The following is an 18258-nucleotide window of genomic DNA, read 5'->3' as shown; positions in this document are numbered from 1 at the left end:
AAAAACGCATTGCGCCGACATGCTGTTCAAGGGCGTGTGATCAGGCCTTGGCGAGCGATGCGGGTCAGTTGGCCGATGACTTCGGCGGCATCTTCGGCCGCAGGGGCCGGGATCACGGCCAGGTCGAAGCGGTCGTTGCCGTACTGATCGAGCTGATCACAGGTATCGGAGAACTGAATGAGGAAGGCACAGGCCTGGCCTTTGCGGCGGGAGAAACCGTCGAGATTGCGCAAAAGCGTGGGTTGATGCTGACCGCCGAGCAGGATGCGCGGGGTGCGGGAGGCCTGATTCTTGGCCAGGGGGGTCAAACAGACACTGGTACGTGGGCAACTCATGGAGTCTCTCTCCGCCTCGCTGAACCCGCTGGGCAGCGGTGGGAGGCGTCACCGAACCAGCGCTTTAGCGGTATTTCGGATGACCCACCGGGGGCTTCTCCCGCGCCCCGCAAGTAGCTGTTTAAATCGGCGCAGTCCGTATGCTAGAGGCTGAAGCTTCAAGTTACAAGCTGGAAATGAAAAGCGCGCGGGGCCGTCAGGCCCCGTGCGCTTTTCAGGTCACTCAGCGAGCGATCAGTCGGTCCAGCGACAGGCGGCCCGCGCCCTCGATCAGCACCGCCACGGTACCGGCCAGCAAGGCCAGGGCGAACTCGTAACCGTTGTTGGACATGAACAGGCCGTTACCGATATGCACCGAGAAAATCGCCACGACCAAGGTGACGGTCAGGGCCAGCGCCGCCGGGCGGGCCAGCAGGCCGATCACCAGGGCCAGGCCGCCGAAGAACTCGGCGCTACCGGACAGCAGGGCCATGAAGTAGCCCGGCGCCAGGCCGATGCTCTCCATCCACTGGCCGGTGCCTTCCAGGCCGTAGCCACCGAACAGGCCGAACAGTTTCTGGGCGCCGTGGGCCATGAAGATGACACCGACCAGGATACGCACGACGCTCAGGCCGTAACCGGCGCGGGTGGCAAACAGGGCTTTGAGGGAGTTGTTCATTTCTTGCTTCCTTGGGTGAGCAGGTGTGTGTTGGATGAGCGCCATCTTAATCAAATCAACAGATAAGAAAATCGCAAATAATGCGACTTTAAAATCGACTAATTCGATTAATTAGCGCTTCGCCACCCGCTCGAGCGACGCTCGCTCGCGATTGAACGCCAGGAAGTACTTGTTCACGCTGTTGACGAAGTTCACCGGCCCCATACCGACCTGCTCCATCGCGACACGCTCGGTCTGGAAGAACCATTGGTTGCCGTTGAGGCCGCGCCGCCGCGCCTCGGCGCGCATGGCCTGAACCCGCTCCGGGCCGAGATTGTAGGCCGCCAGGACGAACGCCATGCGCTCCCGCTCGTTGAGCTGAGGGCTGGCGAAAAAGCGACGGCGGATCATGGCCAGGTAGCGCGCACTGGCCTGGACATTGCCGTCGACCGTGGCGGTGTTGCCGACCCCGACACGCTTGGCTGCCGACGGGGTGATCTGCATCAGCCCATGGGCTCCCCCCATGCCCCTTGCGGCAGGATCCAGCGTCGATTCCTTGTAGGCCAGGGCCGCCAGGTTGAGCCAGTCGATCTGCAGGTCGCCACCATGCTTCTGCAGCACCGGGCGCAAAGACGCCAGGCGCTGGCGGTCCTTGCTGGCCAGCGGGTTGTGCACCCGATACTGGCGCCGGTAGATGCGTTCGAACGCGGCATCCTGGTTCTCCGGCGCCCGGTAGCCGGCCAGGAAGCGATCGACTGCGGCCTTCAGTTGGGGCGCGTCACGCCGGACATACCAGCGCATGGCCCCGGGTTGCGCCAGCGCCACCTTGCTGTCCAGACGCAGGCGCGGCATCACCCGCGCCCAGCGCTGGGCGATCGGCCGCTCGACCACGGTCAGCGGGTAGATGCCGGCCTGAACCATTTCCAGCACGTCTTCCACCGCCAGGGTCGGGTCGACCCACTCCACCTTGATCGGCGCCCGCTTGCGCAATTGCAGCTGCTGGTTGATGACCTGGATCGCCGCACCTGCGGCACTGGCGCTGGTCAAGGCGATGGTACGTCCGGACAACTGCTCGACATGGCTGAAGCTACGGTCGCCTTTGCGCCCGACCAGCAGCAAGGGCACCTGGTCCACCACCGGCGCACTGGCTTCGACGCCCAGTACCTGGGTCGGATCGAGCAGTTCGCCGGGAGCTGCCAGATCCCCCTCGCCTCGCTGCAAGGCGCCGATCAATTGCTCCTTGGCCCGCGGAATGATCTTCAGCCGGATATCCTGCCCATCGGCAGCGCGAGCATTGAGGGCGTGCTCCAGCGACCTCAACCGATAGTATTCGACGCCCACCGGCTCGCCCTTGACCTCGCCGGAGCTGTTACGGCTCTGGTTGACCAGCACCCGCAGCACCTTGCTTGAGCGCACCTGCTCCAAGTCGCGCACCTGGCTGGCCGGCACATGCTGCTGAGGCCCCGGCTGAGCGGCATGGGCTGGCCCGACCGTGATCGCCCCGGACACCAGAAACGTGATCAGCAAGGTTCGCAGCATGGGGGAAAGGGTCCGAAAGGGGTTGGCGAGCACCATGTGCTGTGATCGATCCTTGATAAATGGCTGCAAAAGACAACGGCAAACGTTTGAAGTTCTTGAATTTTCCGCGTTTTTCCGGTTTTTGCTATGCTGGCCGCCCCGCGGCACGAGGTAGCAACATGCAACTGATCGATATCGGCGTCAACCTGACCAACAGCAGTTTTCACGACCAGCAAGCAGCGATCGTCGAACGCGCCGTGCAGGCCGGCGTGGCGCAGATGGTCCTCACCGGCACCAGCCTGGACGTGAGCCATGCGGCACTCGAACTGTGCCAGCAGCTGGATGAGACCGGCCAACGCCTGTTCAGCACCGCCGGCGTGCACCCCCACGACGCCAGCCACTGGAACGCCGACAGCGAACGGCAGCTGCGCGACCTGCTCGCGCAACCCAGGGTCAGGGCCGTGGGCGAATGCGGCCTGGACTTCAACCGCGACTTCTCCCCTCGCCCCCAGCAGGAGAAAGCGCTGGAAGCTCAACTGGCCTTGGCCGTCGAACTGCGCCTGCCGGTATTCCTCCATGAGCGCGACGCCAGCGAACGCCTGCTGGCCATGCTCAAGGGCTACCGCGACCAACTACCCGCCGCCGTGGTGCACTGTTTTACCGGTGAGCGCCAGGCGCTGTTCGCCTACCTGGACCTGGACCTGCATATCGGCATCACCGGCTGGATCTGCGATGAGCGTCGCGGTACTCACCTGCATCCGCTGGTGGGCAACATCCCGGCAGGCCGCCTGATGCTGGAAAGCGACGCACCGTACCTGCTGCCACGCAGCCTGCGCCCGAAACCGAAGAACGGCCGCAACGAACCGTCCTTCCTGCCCGAAGTGCTGCGTGAGGTGGCGCTGCATCGCGGTGAAACGGTCGAACACACCGCGGCACACACCACGGCCTGCGCACGTGCCTTCTTTGTTCTGCCTGAGGTTTCTTGACGCATATCAAGAAGGATCCTGGCCTTGGCGGGCACAATGATGGCACCTTGCCAATAATGTTTCCGCCAACTCAGAGAAGACCTACCATGGGTGCCTGGCTTAGCAATATTTCCCTGAAGTACAAGTTCTGGGCCGTCAACGCGGTGGCGTTTGTCACCACCCTGATGCTGGTGCTCTACGCCGTATATCTGGAGCAACAGGCCCGCGCCAGCGGCGTCGAGGCCCAGGTGCAGAGCCAGGCCCAACTGCTGGCCGCCTGGCCAGCCGGGCAGCCCCTGCCCGCCCAAGGCAACCTGATCACCTGGCGCACCGGCCAGACCCCCACCTTTGCCGGCGAACCACTGGAGGCCCTGCGCGACGCTCAAGGCTGGGTCGCCCTGCCCTCCGCCTGGATCCTCGGCGACAATCCTCTGTTCGGCGCCCAGGTGATTCGCCAGGGCGACCAGCACCTGGCCGTCCTCGCCCAATCGCCGAGCCTGCGCCAGGTCTATTTCGATCGCTTCAGCAACTATGCGGTGTGCGTCCTGATTCTGATGCTGGCAATGCTGTGCGCCTCGCAGTTGCTGATTCGCTTCCTGCTCAGCCAGCTCAATACGCTCAAGGACGTAATGCTCCACGTCGAGAAGACTGGCGACCTGTCGGCCCGCGTACCCCTGGCCTGCGGCGACGAGGTTGGCCAGATGGCTGGCGCGTTCAACGCCATGCAAGCCACCTACCACCGCGTGGTCAGCACCGTGGCGCGCACCGCCGCCCAGCTCGACTCCGGCGCCGCGCGCCTGGCCGGCAGCATGAGCGAAGTGCGCCACGGCATGATCGGCCAGCAAAGCGAGACCGACCAGGCCGCCACGGCCATCAACGAAATGACCGCCACGGTGCACCACATCGCCCAGCATGCCGGCGCCACCCGCGACCTGTCGCAGACCGCAGACACCCTCGCCGGCAGCGGCCAGGCCGTGGTCAGCCGCGTGCAGGACTCGATCGCCGGCCTGTCCAGCGGCGTGCAGCAGACCGCCGAGATGATCCGTCAGCTGGCCGACGACAGCCAGAAGATCAACGGCGTGGTCGGGGTGATCCACAGCATCGCCGAACAGACCAACCTGCTCGCCCTCAACGCCGCCATCGAGGCGGCCCGGGCCGGTGACCTGGGCCGTGGTTTCGCCGTGGTCGCCGACGAAGTGCGCAACCTGGCCAAACGGGTGCAAACCTCCACCGATGAGATCACCACCATGGTCGCCGACCTGCAGGCCGGCACCCGTGACGCAGTGGATTTCATGCAGGAGAGTTCGTACAAGGCCGACGATTGCGTCAAGCAGGCCCGCGAGGCTGGCGAAGCCCTGGCCGAGATCACCAGCGCGGTGGCGCAGATGCGTGAGAGCAATACCCAGATCGCCGTGGCGGCCGAGCAGCAGAGCCAGGTCGCCGAGGAGATGAACCGTGCGGTGGTGAGCATCCGCGATGTCACCGAAGAAACCGTGCAGCAGACCGTGGGCTCGGCCACCACCAGCAGCGAACTCGCCACCCTGGCCGGCGAGCTGAACAAGGCGATCGGCCAGCTCAAGCTCTAGGCCATGCTATAGCCACCATAGCCAGCCTCGATTGGCCCCCGCCCGGGGGCCGCACTAAGCTTTGGACATCCTTGTGAGGAACCTGTCCATGAGCAAACGACTGCCCAACCTGCCCGCCTGGCAATGGCGTGGCTACCACCACAATCACCGCCACCCGACCAACCTGGTCCTGCACCTGATCGCCGTGCCGCTGTTCATCCTGGGGGCGCTGCTGGTGCTGTCGGGGCTATTTGCCCTGGAGCTGTCGCAGATTGCCGTGGGTGTCATCGCCCTGATTGCCGGCCTGGGCCTGCAACGCCAGGGGCACCGCCTGGAGGCCGAGCAGCCCGAACCGTTCGCCAACCGCAAGGACGCCATGCAACGACTGTTGACCGAGCAGTTCATCACCTTCCCGCGGTTCGTTCTCAGCGGAGCCTGGTGGCGAGCATGGCGTGAACGGCACAAGCACCGGCATTGATACGCCAAAGCCTGTAGGAGCGACTTCAGCCGCGATCACCCGCGAAGCGGGTACCAGCCACCGCGTTGCCGGCATCGCGGCTGAAGCCGCTCCTACTGAGGACGTGAGCACCAGCGCTCAAGCAAAAACGGTCACCGTCTGCCGACTCAACGCCAGCAATTCCCCTTCCGCCGTCCACAACGCCGCCGCGGCATGCCCGTAGCCATCGCGCGCATGCTCGGTCTCGACGACGTAGCGGCACCAGTCCAGGGTCGACAGCCTGGGCATGGGCTGAATGAATTCGATGGTCCAGGTCAGGGTACTGCCGGCAGCAGGCTGCTTGAGGAACGGCATCAGGCTTGGCGGCCAGGCATCGACCAGTGCGAGCAAATGCGTCACCTCCACCGGCCCCTCGGCCACATCGCGCAAGCGTACCCAGCCGCCCATGTGCCGCGAAGCATTGCCACTGAACGGCAGGCCTCCAATCGCCCAGCGCAATGCCACATGGCGCATGAACTCGGGGGTCACACCCTTGATATAGGGCAGCTCGGGCGCCGATTGCTCCAGCGGTTTGATGGCCATGGCCGTCTGCGCCTCGACCGCCACCGCCGACGGGCGCCCGGCACCGAAGCTGCCCTGCACCAAAGTCACGACCTGGCCATCCTGCACCGCGCGCCCAAGCAGCGTACTGACGGCCTTGCCCTCGCGCAGCACTTCGACCTCGAGACTGATCGGCACATCCGGTGCTGCGGGGCCGACGAAGGTGATGGCCAGCGAGCGCACCGGGCGCTCATCCACCAGCTTCTGGCGCATCGCCTCTTGCACCATCGCCGCCATCAGCCCTCCGAATACCGCCCGCCCCTGCGCCCAGCTGGCCGGCACGCTGACCGCCTCGGGGTGAGCGCGCGCCGCCGCCATCAAATCAGTGAAGTTCATGCCCCAGGCTCCCGCGCAAAAGTCTCGATCTTAACCAGCAGCCGCCTCGGCGACAGCCCGCATATCGGTCATTTGCAGCGACTATCGGCGCGCCAGGGCGTCGCGCAGCGCTTCGAGGGTGACGTCCGAGCGGCGCTCGGCCGCATGCAGCTCGCGTTCCCAGGCCACCTTGCAGCCGACCAGGTCGCTGTGTTCGCGAACCTGCAACAACCACTGCACACGGTCGTGCCAGTCGCCCAGGTCGCCCTGCGCACGCTTGAGCAACCGCTGCAGGGGCCTGCGGGCATGTTCGAGTTGCGGGTAGGCTTCGTCACCGTAGCGCACCCGTTTGATCAGCAGGCGCAGGCGGTGGCGATCGCGGGTTGGGTCCTCCAGCGCCTTGCCAAGCGTGCGCCACTGCTTTTCCAGGCGCTTGTCGATGCGACGTTGGAGGTTCTTCACCAACCCTTCACGGTCCGCCGCCCGAAGAAACAGTGGAAACGCATCCAGGATAGCCAGCACCCGCATGAGCTGAGGGCTTGTCGCGACACTGGCGAAAGTACGGGCCCTGCCCTCCAGGCGACGTTGCCCCGCCTGCAGGTGGCCATGCTCGATCAGTTGCGCCGCCAGCACCTCGCGATCCCGTAGCGGTGTCGTGAGCGTACCCAGCGACGCCGTGGCGCTTTCCAGTTGCTCGACACCCGGAAGTTCACGCAAGGGCCGCAGCAAGCTGCGCAGGCGGCGCAAGGCGATGCGCAGGTCGTGCAGCGCCTCGCTGTCGGTATCCGCAGCCAGACGCTCGCGGCAGGCCAGCAGGCGTACGTTGAGGGCAAGCACCTGGGAAACCACATGGTCGAGCATGGCGCCCTCCTCGGATCAACGTCCGGCGCGAGACTCACGAATGTAGAACCGTGCCTTCTCGGCTTTGCGGGTGCAGCCCTCGAAGCCTTCGAACTGCTGCTGGGTCTTCGCCCCGGTCAACAATGACAGCGCCTTGGAGTAACTGACGGTGCCGGCGAAGCCTTCGGCCTTGGCCAGGTCCAACTCCTTCCAGGCGGCATCGAGCTGTGTCGCGCAGCTGTCACGGTAGGCCGTCTTGCCCGCGCAGCCCACCAGGGCCAGGGCAATCAGAGGAAGGGTGATCCAAGCTTTCATCGGTGATACCTCAAGGCTGTAAGACATAGGTGGCCGTTCGACGGCAAAGCAAACGAAAAGTGCCCTGCTCAGCGTAGTCCAGCGCGGGCTACATTGAAGCACAGGCGGCAGTGGGTGCATTGTAGGACCATGGTGGCACAAGCCCGGGGGGAAAATCATGAGCAAACGCGTGGCACTGGTACTTGGCTCGGGCGGCGCACGGGGGTACGCGCACATCGGCGTGATCGAGGAAATCGAGCGGCGCGGCTATGAAATCGGCTGTATCGCCGGCTGCTCGATGGGCGCCGTTATCGGCGGTATCTATGCCGCCGGCAAGCTCGATGAGTACCGCAGCTGGATCGAGAGCCTGGACTACCTCGACGTGCTGCGCCTGGTCGATGTGAGCTTTCGCCTGGGCGCCATAAGGGGCGACAAAGTGTTCGGGCAGATCCGCAAGATCGTTGGTGAAATCAACATCGAACAATTGCGCATTCCCTACACAGCGGTGGCCACCGACCTGACCAATCAACAGGAAATCTGGTTCCAGGAGGGGTGCCTGCATCAGGCGATGCGCGCCTCGGCGGCGATCCCCAGCCTGTTCACCCCTGTGGTGCAGGGCAATCGGATGCTGGTCGACGGCGGCATTCTCAACCCGTTGCCGATCGTTCCGGTGGTGTCCAGCCACTGTGACCTGATCATCGCGGTCAACCTCAATGCGACTAACCAGAAGCAGTACCAGTTGCCAGTGATCGAACGCCCGGCAGCGTTCAAGATGCGTTTCGACTCGTTGATCAGCTCGCTCGGCTCGCGCCTGCCGTTCCGCCGCAAGCCGGCCGAGCAATTGATGCGCATCGAACAGGAGATCACCGTGGAGAGCCTCGCGCCCCCCAACCCTTGGCTGGGCGAGAGCGCCGAGCCCGAAGGCCAGCAGCCGGCAGCGGCACCGGAGAGCGAGGGCGCCCCGAAGTCAGCCACGGGCTCTTTCATTATCGACAACGTTGGCCCGGCCTCCCTGCTCGACCTGATCAACCAGAGTTTCGAGGTGATGCAGACGTCGTTGGCGCAGTACAAGATCGCGGGTTACCCACCCGATGTGCTGATCAACGTGCCCAAGCGGGTCTGCCGGTTTTTCGAGTTCTACAAGGCGCCGGAGTTGATTGCCCTGGGGCGGGAAATTGCGCGGGATACGCTGGATGCCCATGAAGGGCAGCGACGCTAGTCACATAGGTGCAGGAGCGGCTTCAGCTGCGAACACCGGCGCAGCCGGTGCCAGATACTGCGTCGACCGCATCGCGGCTAAAGCCGCTCCTACAGGGGCATGACGCGCCCCGATGATTACCCGGAAACGAAACAGGCCGCATAGGCGGCCTGTTTCGTGATCAGCGCACCACTCAGTAGCGCGTGATATCAGCACTGCCTTCAAGCAACTTGCGGTAGGCCGCGAAGTCCTGCGAACCGGCACGCGAAGCGAGGTAGCGACGAATCTGTGCCTTCTCCTCGTCGGTGGCGGCGGCGCCTTCGTTGACACCCTTGAGCTGCAGCACAACCAGGCTGCCATCGCCCAGCACTACACTGCCATACACGGGTTTGTCCTTGGACTCGGGCTTGGCCATGCGGAACACCGCCTGCAGCTCGGCCGGGTCGATGGCGTCCTGACCGCGGGTCGCCGCTTCCTGGACCTTCCAGCTCTGGCTGGCAGCCTTGACCGAGCCATCACGCAGGCCGGCAATCAGCTTGTCGGCCTTGGCCTTGAGTTCGGCGGTCGCCTTCTCCTTGGCCAGGTGCTGGCTGATGTTCTTGGCCACGGCCTCCAGCGGCAACTGTTCAGGCTTGCGGTGCTCCTTGACTCGCAATACCACCACGGTCTCCGGATCCAGCTCGATGCCGTTGCTGTTGGCGCTCTCCTCCAGCACCTGCTCGCTGAAGGCTGCCTGGATCACCGCACGGTTGGCGGTGATACCTTCGCCGCCTTCTCGGCCGAACGCCGCGGAGGTCTGCACTTTCAGGCCCAGGTCCTGGGCAGGCTGAACCAGGTCGGATGCCTCGAATGCCGCATCCTCGAGTTGCTTGGTCGCCTCGACGAAGCGCTGCTCCACTTGCTGGGTCTTCAGTTCATGGGTCAGCTTGTCCTTCAGGCTGGCAAAGCTCGGTACGTCAGGTGCCTGGACGCCCAGCAGCTTGACCAGGTGATAGCCGAACTGGGTGCGCACCGGAGCGGACACCTGATCCTTGTTCAGCTTGTACAGCGCCTCCTCGAAGGTCGGGTCGTACACACCTGGGCCAGCAAAGCCGAGGTCACCGCCTGCATTGGCGGAGCCCGGGTCCTGGGAGAACTCCTTGGCCAGCTTGGCGAAGTCCTCGCCTTTTTCCAGGCGTTGCTGGATTTCCTCGATGCGGGCCTTGGCCTGGGCATCGGTGGTCTTGTCGTTGACCTCGATCAGGATGTGCGCAGCATGGCGCTGCTCGCCAAGGTTGGCGATTTCCTTCTCGTACAGCGCCTTGAGCTCGTCGTCGTTGACCTTGACCTGGTCGAAGAAGGCCGACTTCTTCAGCTCGATGTAGTCGATGACCACCTGGTCCGGGGTCATGAACTCCTTGGCGTGCTGGTCATAGTGCGCCTTGACTTCCTCGTCGCTCACCTTGACCGCGGCCGGGTCGGCCTTGAAGGTCAGCGCGGCGAAGTCACGGGTCTGCTTCTCCAGACGGGCGAAGGCTTCGACCTGCTTGTCGGTAACGAAGCTGCTGCCGGCCAGGCCGGTGCGCAGTTGGCCGATGAGCATTTCCTGAGCGAGCATCTCGCGGAACTGCATGCGCCCGTAGCCCATCTGACGGATGACCGAGTCGAAGCGCTCGGCGCTGAACTTGCCATCGACCTGGAATTCAGGCGTCTGCAGGATCAGTTGATCCAGCGCGGCCTCGGAGAAAGCGAACTTGGCGTCTTCGGCGCCCTGCAACAGCAGCTTGCGATCGATCAGCCCCTTGAGCGCGGCTTCGCGCAGCATCTTTTCGTCCAGCAGCGCAGGGTCGAAATCCTTGCCCAGCTGTTGCATCAGCTGGCGGCGCTGCATGTCGACGGCCTGGCTCAGCTCGTTCTGGCTGATGGTCTGGCCGTTTACCTTGGCGGCGTCCTGGCTATGGGTGGCGGCTTGGAAGATGGCTTCGAAACCGGTCAACGCCATGAGCACGACGATGAGGCCAATGATGGTCTTGGCAATCCAACCTTGTGAATTGTCCCTGATATTCTGCAGCATGCGTCCCCCAGAAACGGCTGTACCACTGCGTCGACAACCGCGGAGCGTGGGTAGAATCCTGATAGAAGAAAGGCGCATCCAGTGGATGCGCCTTTTCGAAGCGAGCGTGCCAGCGGGAACGTTTGCGACCCGCCGTCACGCGGTCGGCTCGTTGAAGCCCGAGCCGGCTGAAGAGACGACTTAGTTGACAGCGTCTTTCAGGCCCTTGCCAGCCTTGAAGCCTGGAACCTTGGCGGCAGCGATCTTGATCGCCTTGCCGGTTTGCGGGTTGCGGCCGGTGCGCTCAGCGCGCTCCTTGACCGAGAAGGTACCGAAACCAACCAGTACCACATCGTCACCTTGCTTCAGGGCGCCGGTGACGGATTCGATGACTGCGTCCAGCGCACGGCCGGCTACAGCTTTCGGGATGTCAGCAGATGCGGCGATAGCGTCAATCAGTTCCGACTTGTTCACTCTAAGTCCCCTTATTTCTCTATTGAGTTTGTTTCTAAGTATGTAATGAAAAGCTTATGAAACGAGCGCTGAGTGGCCTGTTGACACTGGCGTGCCGCTTTATAGCAAGGCCCCGAAAATGCTGTCAACCAAGCCCCCCAGCGAAATACGTACTAGTGCGTGCTGATTCTTTCCTTAGCATCGCCGTCGCGCTTTTCATCTTTCGCGACAATCTCCGGAGCCACATCCGGCAAGGGCTCCGGGGCGTATTGCAGCGCAATTTGGAGGACTTCGTCAATCCATTTGACCGGTTTGATCTGAAGATCCTGCTTGATGTTTTCCGGAATTTCCTTGAGGTCGCGAACGTTTTCCTCGGGAATGATCACCGTCTTGATCCCGCCACGGTGTGCCGCCAGCAGTTTTTCCTTTAGACCACCAATGGCCAGGACCTGACCACGCAGGGTGATCTCACCGGTCATGGCAACGTCCGCACGCACAGGAATCTGAGTCAATGCGGACACCAGCGCGGTACACATGCCAATGCCGGCGCTCGGGCCATCCTTGGGGGTGGCCCCTTCCGGCATGTGGATGTGAACGTCGCGCTTCTCATGGAAGTCTGCAGCGATCCCCAGGCTCTGGGCACGACTACGCACGACCGTCTGCGCGGCGGTGATCGACTCGACCATGACGTCACCGAGCGAGCCGGTCTTGATCAACTGGCCCTTGCCCGGAATGACCACGGCCTCGATGGTCAGCAGCTCGCCACCCACCTGAGTCCAGGCCAGGCCCGTGACCTGGCCGATCTGGTCTTGCTGTTCAGCAAGGCCGTAGCGGAACTTGCGCACGCCCAGCAGTTGCTCGAGCTGTTCACCGGTCACCTTGACCTTCACCTGCTTGCTGCCGGTGTGCTCCTTGACCACCTTGCGGCAGACCTTGGCGATCTGCCGTTCCAGGCCACGCACGCCAGCTTCGCGGGTGTAGAAGCGGATGATGTCGCGGATCGCCGAGACATCGACCTCCAGCTCATCCTTTTTCAGGCCGTTGGCCTTGACCTGCTTGGGCACCAGGTACTTGACCGCGATGTTGATCTTCTCGTCCTCGGTGTAACCCGGCAGGCGGATGACTTCCATGCGGTCAAGCAGCGCCGGCGGGATGTTCATCGAGTTCGAGGTGCACAGGAACATCACGTCCGAGAGGTCGTAGTCGACTTCCAGGTAGTGATCGTTGAAGTTGTGGTTCTGCTCCGGGTCGAGCACCTCCAGCAGCGCCGAAGCGGGGTCGCCACGCATGTCGCTGCCCATCTTGTCGATCTCGTCGAGCAGGAAGAGCGGATTGCGTACACCGACCTTGGTCATCTTCTGAATCAGACGGCCAGGCATCGACCCGATGTAGGTGCGGCGGTGGCCACGGATCTCGGCCTCGTCACGCACGCCCCCCAGGGCCATGCGCACGAACTTGCGGTTGGTGGCGGCGGCGATCGACTCGGCCAGCGAGGTCTTGCCGACACCGGGCGGACCGACCAGGCACAATACCGGGCCACGGATCTTCTTCACGCGCTTCTGTACGGCGAGATATTCGAGGATGCGCTCCTTGACCTCTTCCAGACCGTAATGGTCGGAGTCGAGAATCTCTTCGGCCTTGGTCAGGTCCAGACGCACCTTGCTCTGGGCTTTCCATGGAACCTGCACCAGCCAGTCCAGGTACGAACGCACAACGGTGGCTTCAGCCGACATCGGCGACATCTGCTTGAGCTTGTTCAGCTCGGCCTGGGCCTTGGCCAGGGCGTCCTTGGGCAGGCCAGCGGCATCGATACGCTTTTTCAGCTCCTCGACTTCGTTGTGACCTTCGTCGCCATCACCGAGCTCCTTCTGAATGGCCTTCATCTGCTCATTCAGGTAGTACTCGCGCTGGCTGCGCTCCATCTGCTTCTTCACGCGGCCACGGATGCGCTTTTCGACCTGCAGCAGGTCGATCTCGGCATCCAGCAATGCCAGCACGTGCTCGACACGGGCCTGCAGGTCGACGATCTCGAGGATTTCCTGCTTCTGCTCGATCTTCAACGCCATGTGAGCGGACATGGTGTCGACCAGGCGCCCTGGCTCCTCGATGCTATTGAGCGAGGACAGTACTTCGGCCGGGACTTTCTTGCCCAACTGCACGTACTGCTCGAATTGCGACAGCAGGGTGCGCACGAACACCTCGGACTCGCGCTCGGCGGTCTCGGTTTCGTCGATCAGGCTGACTTCGGCACGGATGTGCCCTTCGACTTCGGTGAAGCGCTCGACCGCGCCACGCTGCTCGCCTTCGACCAGCACCTTGACGGTGCCATCAGGCAGCTTGAGCAGCTGCAGCACGGTTGCGACAGTACCGACGCGATACAGGGCGTCTTCGCCCGGATCATCGTCGGCGGGATTCTTCTGGGCCAGCAGCAGGATCTGCTTTTCGCCCGTCATCGCGGCCTCGAGGGCTTCGATGGACTTCTCACGCCCCACGAACAGCGGGATGACCATGTGCGGATAGACGACGACGTCCCGCAATGGCAAAAGAGGCAAGTCGAGGGTGGTCTTCATGATTTCGCCTCTACAGCGGCCTTGTGGCCGGAAACCTTTGGAAATGGTGCTTGGGGCTAATGTGGGGGCAGCCTTGGGAAATTACAAGCGCAGCGTCCATGAAATGCAGAAAGGGGCCCGAAGGCCCCTTTGCTGGTTGCTGCACCCCTGCCCGATCAGGCGTCGGGGGCGGCCTTGGCTTGCGGCTCGCTGTTCTCGTAGATCAGCAGCGGCTGCGAAGTCCCTTCGATGACGCTTTCGTCGATCACCACCTTGCTGACTTCCTTCTGCGAAGGAATTTCGTACATGGTGTCGAGCAGCACGCCTTCGAGGATGGAACGCAGGCCACGGGCGCCGGTCTTGCGCTCCAGAGCCTTGCGCGCCACGGCCTTGAGCGCATCGCTGCGGAACTCGAGGTCGACGCTTTCCATCTCGAACAGCTTGGCGTATTGCTTCGTCAGCGCGTTCTTCGGCTCGGTGAGGATCTGCATCAGCGCAGCCTCATCCAGCTCGTCCAGCGTGGCCAGTACCGGCAGACGGCCGACGAACTCGGGGATCAGGCCGAACTTGACCAGATCGTCCGGCTCGACTTCACGCAGCGACTCGCCAACCTTCTTGCCTTCTTCCTTGCTGCGCACTTCAGCGCTGAAGCCGATGCCACCTTTGGTGGAACGGTTCTGGATGACTTTTTCCAGGCCAGAGAAGGCGCCACCGCAAATGAACAGGATGTTGCGGGTATCGACCTGCAGGAATTCCTGTTGCGGGTGCTTGCGGCCACCTTGTGGTGGTACGGAAGCCACGGTGCCTTCGATCAGCTTCAGCAGTGCCTGCTGCACGCCCTCGCCCGAGACGTCACGGGTGATGGACGGGTTGTCCGACTTGCGCGAGATCTTGTCGATCTCATCGATGTAGACAATGCCCATCTGGGCCTTTTCCACGTCGTAGTCGCACTTTTGCAGCAGTTTCTGAATGATGTTCTCGACGTCCTCGCCCACATAACCGGCTTCGGTCAGTGTCGTGGCGTCGGCAATGGTGAACGGTACGTTCAGCAGGCGCGCGAGCGTCTCGGCGAGCAGCGTCTTGCCCGAGCCGGTTGGCCCGATCAGCAGGATGTTGCTTTTGCCAAGTTCGACTTCGTCGCCCTTCTTGTCACGCTGGTTCAGGCGCTTGTAGTGGTTGTACACCGCTACGGCCAGGACCTTTTTCGCGCGCTCCTGACCAATGACGTACTGGTCCAGGATGCCGCTGATTTCTTTCGGCGAGGGTAATTTATGCGCGTTGCTCTCGGCCTGGGCTTCCTGCACCTCCTCACGGATGATGTCGTTGCACAGGTCGACGCACTCGTCGCAGATAAATACCGAGGGGCCGGCAATCAACTTGCGTACTTCGTGCTGGCTTTTGCCGCAGAAGGAGCAATAGAGCAATTTGCCGTTGTCCTCGCCATTACGGGTGTCAGTCATTCGATCGATCCAATCCGGTAGGCTTGAAACACAAGATGAAGGCAATCGCTGGCTTTTTCAAGTCCGCGGGCAGGCACAATCCGTGCCTGCCCGCTCTGGCGCATTGCTTCAGGATGCCAGTTGCCGCTTGTCGTAGACCGAGTCGATCAGGCCATACTCGGCCGCGCGCGCAGCGCTCATGAAGTTGTCACGCTCGGTGTCGCGCTTGATGGTCTCCAGCGATTGGCCGGTGTGGTGGGCCAGCAGCTCGTTCAGGCGCGCCTTGATGTTGAGGATTTCCTGGGCGTGGATCTCGATGTCGGTCGCCTGGCCCTGGAAGCCACCCAGCGGTTGGTGAATCATCACCCGCGAGTTGGGCAGGCAGTGGCGCTTGCCGGCGGCACCGGCCGCCAGCAGGAAGGCGCCCATGCTGCAGGCCTGGCCGATGCAGATGGTCGAGACGTCCGGCTTGATGAACTGCATGGTGTCGTAGATCGACATGCCGGCAGTCACCGAACCGCCCGGCGAGTTGATGTACAGATGGATATCCTTGTCCGGGTTTTCCGCCTCAAGGAACAGCAGTTGCGCCACCACCAGGTTGGCCATGTAGTCTTCTACGGGGCCGACCAGGAAGATCACCCGCTCCTTCAGGAGGCGCGAGTAGATGTCATAGGCGCGTTCGCCACGGGCGGACTGCTCGATAACCATCGGGACCAGGCCGCCTGCGGCCTGGATGTCAGAGCTCTGCTGAATATAAGAATTGCGGGACATGTCCTGCACTCACTCCCAAATAGTCATGGCTTGAATACACACAAGCCAGCGCGAAGGCTGGCTTGTGGGGTTCCTACGAGAGAAGCCTTATCACTCAGCGGCGGCAGGTGCCTGTGCTGGCTTGACAGCTTCTTCGTACGAGACCGATTTGTCGGTCACAGTCGCTTTCTGCAGGACAGTATCTACAACTTGTTCTTCCAGTACAACCGAACGGACTTCGTTCAGTTGCTGGTCGTTCTTGTAGTACCAGGCAACGACCTGCTCAGGCTCTTGATAAGCCGAGGCCATTTCCTCGATCACCTTGCGAACTTCGGCTTCATCAGGCTTCAGCTCGAACTGCTTGACCACTTCGGCGACGATCAGGCCCAGCACGACGCGGCGCTTGGCTTGCTCTTCGAACAGTTCGGCCGGCAGCTGCTCAGGCTTGATGTTGCCACCGAACTGCTGAACAGCCTGCACGCGCAGACGGTTGACTTCGTTTTCCAGCAGGGCTTTCGGGACTTCGATCGGGTTGGCGGCCAGCAGACCGTCCATGACCTGGTTCTTGACCTTGGCCTTGATGGCCTGGCGCAGCTCACGCTCCATGTTCTTGCGAACTTCGGCGCGGAAGCCTTCCAGCGAAGATTCCTTGATGCCGAACTGGGCGAAGAAGGCTTCGTTCAGCTCAGGCAGCACAGGCGCGGAAACGCTGTTCACGGTGATGGTGAACTCAGCGGCTTTGCCAGCCAGGTCCAGGTTCTGGTAGTCCTCTGGGAAGGTCACGTTGACCACGCGCTCTTCGCCAGCCTTGGCGCCGACCAGGCCGTCTTCGAAGCCCGGGATCATGCGGCCGGAGCCCAGCACCAGCTGAGTGCCCTTGGCCGAACCGCCGGCGAAGGCTTCACCGTCGATCTTGCCGACGAAGTCGATGTTGACCTGGTCGTCGTTCGCAGCAGCGCGCTCGACAGCCTCGAAACGGGTGTTCTGCTTGCGCAGGACTTCCAGCATGTTGTCCAGGTCGGCGTCAGCCACTTCGGCGCTCAGGCGCTCGACGGCGATCGACTCGAAACCGGCAACGGTGAATTCAGGGAAGACTTCGAAGATGGCGACGAACTCCAGGTCCTTGCCCTTCTCGAACGATTTTGGCTCGACGGCAGGGGCGCCAGCCGGGTTCAGCTTCTGCTCGACGATGGCTTCGTAGAAGGAAGCCTGGACCAGGTCACCGAAAGCCTCTTGACGGGCGTCGGCTTCGAAACGCTGGCGGATCACGCTCATCGGCACCTTGCCCGGACGGAAGCCGGCAACCTTGGCGCGCTTGGCAGTCTGCTGCAGACGCTTGTTGACTTCGTTCTCGACGCGCTCGGCCGGAACGGCGATGGTCATGCGGCGCTCGAGAGCAGAAGTGTTTTCAACAGAAACTTGCATGGATATTCCTCGTTGCACAGACGTTAGCCGGCGATAGCCCGACTCCAGAATCAAGGGCAAACATTCTAGTGACTCATGCCGCAGAAGTCACGCCACCTGAAGGGTCGGCACACCACGCCGGTCGAATTCATTGAAAGGCCCGCCCGCCGTGGCGTCGAGCTGTTCATTATCAGGGTCGCACCGGCCATTCGAGGCCGCGCGACCGTAAAACCTTGTCAAACAAACCACAGCCAGCGGATATGCGGCCTATTTTCGGAATTTCAAGAGCATTTGCGTGGAGGCTGGCACGTGCTCGCCGAAGACCTTGCAGCGATCTTCAGATCAAGCGCCGCCCCCCCAATAAAGCGACCCTACTGCGGATCGATCTCATTGAACTGGCAGTACTCTTCCCATTCCATTCCCAGCGCCTCGGCCACCTCACGATGGGTCTCCAGGCGCATGGCCTGCAACTGCTCCGGCGACTCGGCGATCAGTTGCAGCGCGTACTCCCAGGGCTCGACACCCTGCTCCTGCGCCGCATCTTCGAACGCCCATTCGACCTGCTGAGCCTGCTCGCGCGCATCCAGCTCGCGGATCTCCTCGAGCAATTGCGGATTGGCTTCGGCAAAACGCTGCAATGCCAGGGCCTGGCGAGCTTCTTTGGCAATCATCGGTATTTCCCCTGCCGGCTCCAGACCGGTATTTCAACCGGCTGAAATCTATCAGCTTTCAGGCTGCCGCCACCAGAGGAAACACTACCGACCCACATAAAGAGCACCAGAGCGACGAAACGCCCCGCACAGGAATCAGTCGAATCTGACGCTGTGACGCTGCGCGCCGCAGACCACACGCGCTGGCGTGATCAACTGATGAGGGATTTCAACGTAAGGCAGTCACATCGAGCAGA

17 protein-coding genes are annotated in these 18258 nt (G+C 62.5%); 4 read left to right on the top strand and 13 right to left on the bottom strand.

Annotated elements, in window-relative coordinates; genetic code table 11:
• Window positions 1–26: 26 nt before the first annotated feature.
• From JYG34_RS09040 to JYG34_RS09030, 3 genes are all read right to left on the bottom strand, one after another.
• Window positions 27–335: a hypothetical protein gene (locus JYG34_RS09040; RefSeq protein ID WP_011533128.1), complete on the bottom strand. Its 309-nt coding sequence runs from the start codon at window positions 333–335 to the stop codon at window positions 27–29.
• 223 nt (window positions 336–558) lie between these two features.
• Window positions 559–993 (bottom strand): DoxX family protein, encoded by a 435-nt coding sequence (locus JYG34_RS09035; RefSeq protein ID WP_213660369.1) that lies wholly within the window; start codon window positions 991–993, stop codon window positions 559–561.
• Between the two features lie 111 nt (window positions 994–1104).
• Window positions 1105–2511: a transglycosylase SLT domain-containing protein gene (locus JYG34_RS09030; protein WP_213660368.1), complete on the bottom strand. Its 1407-nt coding sequence runs from the start codon at window positions 2509–2511 to the stop codon at window positions 1105–1107.
• A gap of 158 nt (window positions 2512–2669) precedes the next feature.
• Between JYG34_RS09030 and JYG34_RS09025 the strand changes: the two genes are divergently transcribed.
• The 3 genes from JYG34_RS09025 to JYG34_RS09015 all read left to right on the top strand — a co-directional run bounded on the left by JYG34_RS09025 (window position 2670) and on the right by JYG34_RS09015 (window position 5498).
• Window positions 2670–3476 carry a TatD family hydrolase gene (locus tag JYG34_RS09025; RefSeq protein ID WP_213660367.1) on the top strand — a complete coding sequence of 269 codons (807 nt, stop codon included), beginning with the start codon at window positions 2670–2672 and terminating at the stop codon, window positions 3474–3476.
• Between the two features lie 86 nt (window positions 3477–3562).
• Window positions 3563–5041 (top strand): methyl-accepting chemotaxis protein, encoded by a 1479-nt coding sequence (locus JYG34_RS09020; RefSeq protein ID WP_213660366.1) that lies wholly within the window; start codon window positions 3563–3565, stop codon window positions 5039–5041.
• Window positions 5042–5129: 88 nt separating this feature from the next.
• Window positions 5130–5498, top strand: a complete 369-nt coding sequence (locus tag JYG34_RS09015; RefSeq protein WP_213660365.1) for an Mpo1-like protein — start codon at window positions 5130–5132, stop codon at window positions 5496–5498.
• A gap of 117 nt (window positions 5499–5615) precedes the next feature.
• Here JYG34_RS09015 and JYG34_RS09010 read toward each other — a convergent pair whose 3' ends face one another.
• The 3 genes from JYG34_RS09010 to JYG34_RS09000 all read right to left on the bottom strand — a co-directional run bounded on the left by JYG34_RS09010 (window position 5616) and on the right by JYG34_RS09000 (window position 7547).
• Entirely contained in the window at window positions 5616–6413 is a 798-nt protein-coding gene (locus JYG34_RS09010) for an acyl-CoA thioesterase (RefSeq protein ID WP_213660364.1), read from the bottom strand.
• Between the two features lie 81 nt (window positions 6414–6494).
• Complete coding sequence (locus JYG34_RS09005; RefSeq protein ID WP_213660363.1) at window positions 6495–7253, bottom strand: CHAD domain-containing protein; 759 nt, start codon at window positions 7251–7253, stop codon at window positions 6495–6497.
• A gap of 15 nt (window positions 7254–7268) precedes the next feature.
• Complete coding sequence (locus JYG34_RS09000) at window positions 7269–7547, bottom strand: hypothetical protein (protein WP_011533120.1); 279 nt, start codon at window positions 7545–7547, stop codon at window positions 7269–7271.
• 157 nt (window positions 7548–7704) lie between these two features.
• Between JYG34_RS09000 and JYG34_RS08995 the strand changes: the two genes are divergently transcribed.
• Entirely contained in the window at window positions 7705–8745 is a 1041-nt protein-coding gene (locus tag JYG34_RS08995) for a patatin-like phospholipase family protein (RefSeq protein WP_213660362.1), read from the top strand.
• Window positions 8746–8917: 172 nt separating this feature from the next.
• On the opposite strand, the gene JYG34_RS08990 is transcribed toward JYG34_RS08995, so the two are convergent.
• The 7 genes from JYG34_RS08990 to JYG34_RS08960 all read right to left on the bottom strand — a co-directional run bounded on the left by JYG34_RS08990 (window position 8918) and on the right by JYG34_RS08960 (window position 18022).
• Window positions 8918–10777 carry a SurA N-terminal domain-containing protein gene (locus JYG34_RS08990; protein WP_213660361.1) on the bottom strand — a complete coding sequence of 620 codons (1860 nt, stop codon included), beginning with the start codon at window positions 10775–10777 and terminating at the stop codon, window positions 8918–8920.
• Window positions 10778–10957: 180 nt separating this feature from the next.
• Entirely contained in the window at window positions 10958–11230 is a 273-nt protein-coding gene (gene hupB, locus JYG34_RS08985; protein WP_011533117.1) for a nucleoid-associated protein HU-beta, read from the bottom strand.
• 152 nt (window positions 11231–11382) lie between these two features.
• Window positions 11383–13779: an endopeptidase La gene (gene lon, locus JYG34_RS08980; RefSeq protein ID WP_213660360.1), complete on the bottom strand. Its 2397-nt coding sequence runs from the start codon at window positions 13777–13779 to the stop codon at window positions 11383–11385.
• Between the two features lie 155 nt (window positions 13780–13934).
• A complete protein-coding gene (gene clpX, locus JYG34_RS08975; protein WP_044487893.1) occupies window positions 13935–15218 on the bottom strand; it encodes an ATP-dependent Clp protease ATP-binding subunit ClpX in 1284 nt (427 codons plus the stop codon).
• Window positions 15219–15326: 108 nt separating this feature from the next.
• A complete protein-coding gene (clpP, locus tag JYG34_RS08970) occupies window positions 15327–15968 on the bottom strand; it encodes an ATP-dependent Clp endopeptidase proteolytic subunit ClpP (RefSeq protein WP_011533114.1) in 642 nt (213 codons plus the stop codon).
• Between the two features lie 90 nt (window positions 15969–16058).
• Window positions 16059–17372 carry a trigger factor gene (tig, locus tag JYG34_RS08965; RefSeq protein WP_213660359.1) on the bottom strand — a complete coding sequence of 438 codons (1314 nt, stop codon included), beginning with the start codon at window positions 17370–17372 and terminating at the stop codon, window positions 16059–16061.
• 350 nt (window positions 17373–17722) lie between these two features.
• Window positions 17723–18022, bottom strand: coding sequence for a DUF6388 family protein (locus JYG34_RS08960; protein WP_213660358.1), 300 nt, complete (start codon window positions 18020–18022; stop codon window positions 17723–17725).
• Window positions 18023–18258 lie beyond the last annotated feature (236 nt).

It is taken from the genome of Pseudomonas entomophila, from assembly GCF_018417595.1.
GTDB classification, from domain to species: Bacteria; Pseudomonadota; Gammaproteobacteria; order Pseudomonadales; family Pseudomonadaceae; genus Aquipseudomonas; species Aquipseudomonas entomophila_C.
This window is presented reverse-complemented; position numbering and strand designations above follow the sequence as displayed.

Bases quoted from the DNA above. Each gene is read 5' to 3' on its own strand.
- JYG34_RS08990 (WP_213660361.1), bottom strand. From the start codon at position 10,777: ATGCTGCAGAATATCAGGGACAATTCACAAGGTTGGATTGCCAAGACC.
- JYG34_RS08960 (WP_213660358.1), bottom strand. From the start codon at position 18,022: ATGATTGCCAAAGAAGCTCGCCAGGCCCTGGCATTGCAGCGTTTTGCC.
- JYG34_RS09030 (WP_213660368.1), bottom strand. From the start codon at position 2,511: ATGCTGCGAACCTTGCTGATCACGTTTCTGGTGTCCGGGGCGATCACG.
- JYG34_RS09010 (WP_213660364.1), bottom strand. From the start codon at position 6,413: ATGAACTTCACTGATTTGATGGCGGCGGCGCGCGCTCACCCCGAGGCG.
- JYG34_RS09035 (WP_213660369.1), bottom strand. From the start codon at position 993: ATGAACAACTCCCTCAAAGCCCTGTTTGCCACCCGCGCCGGTTACGGC.
- clpP (WP_011533114.1), bottom strand. From the start codon at position 15,968: ATGTCCCGCAATTCTTATATTCAGCAGAGCTCTGACATCCAGGCCGCA.
- clpX (WP_044487893.1), bottom strand. From the start codon at position 15,218: ATGACTGACACCCGTAATGGCGAGGACAACGGCAAATTGCTCTATTGC.
- JYG34_RS09015 (WP_213660365.1), top strand. From the start codon at position 5,130: ATGAGCAAACGACTGCCCAACCTGCCCGCCTGGCAATGGCGTGGCTAC.
- lon (WP_213660360.1), bottom strand. From the start codon at position 13,779: ATGAAGACCACCCTCGACTTGCCTCTTTTGCCATTGCGGGACGTCGTC.
- JYG34_RS09000 (WP_011533120.1), bottom strand. From the start codon at position 7,547: ATGAAAGCTTGGATCACCCTTCCTCTGATTGCCCTGGCCCTGGTGGGC.
- JYG34_RS09025 (WP_213660367.1), top strand. From the start codon at position 2,670: ATGCAACTGATCGATATCGGCGTCAACCTGACCAACAGCAGTTTTCAC.
- JYG34_RS08995 (WP_213660362.1), top strand. From the start codon at position 7,705: ATGAGCAAACGCGTGGCACTGGTACTTGGCTCGGGCGGCGCACGGGGG.
- JYG34_RS09040 (WP_011533128.1), bottom strand. From the start codon at position 335: ATGAGTTGCCCACGTACCAGTGTCTGTTTGACCCCCCTGGCCAAGAAT.
- JYG34_RS09020 (WP_213660366.1), top strand. From the start codon at position 3,563: ATGGGTGCCTGGCTTAGCAATATTTCCCTGAAGTACAAGTTCTGGGCC.
- tig (WP_213660359.1), bottom strand. From the start codon at position 17,372: ATGCAAGTTTCTGTTGAAAACACTTCTGCTCTCGAGCGCCGCATGACC.
- JYG34_RS09005 (WP_213660363.1), bottom strand. From the start codon at position 7,253: ATGCTCGACCATGTGGTTTCCCAGGTGCTTGCCCTCAACGTACGCCTG.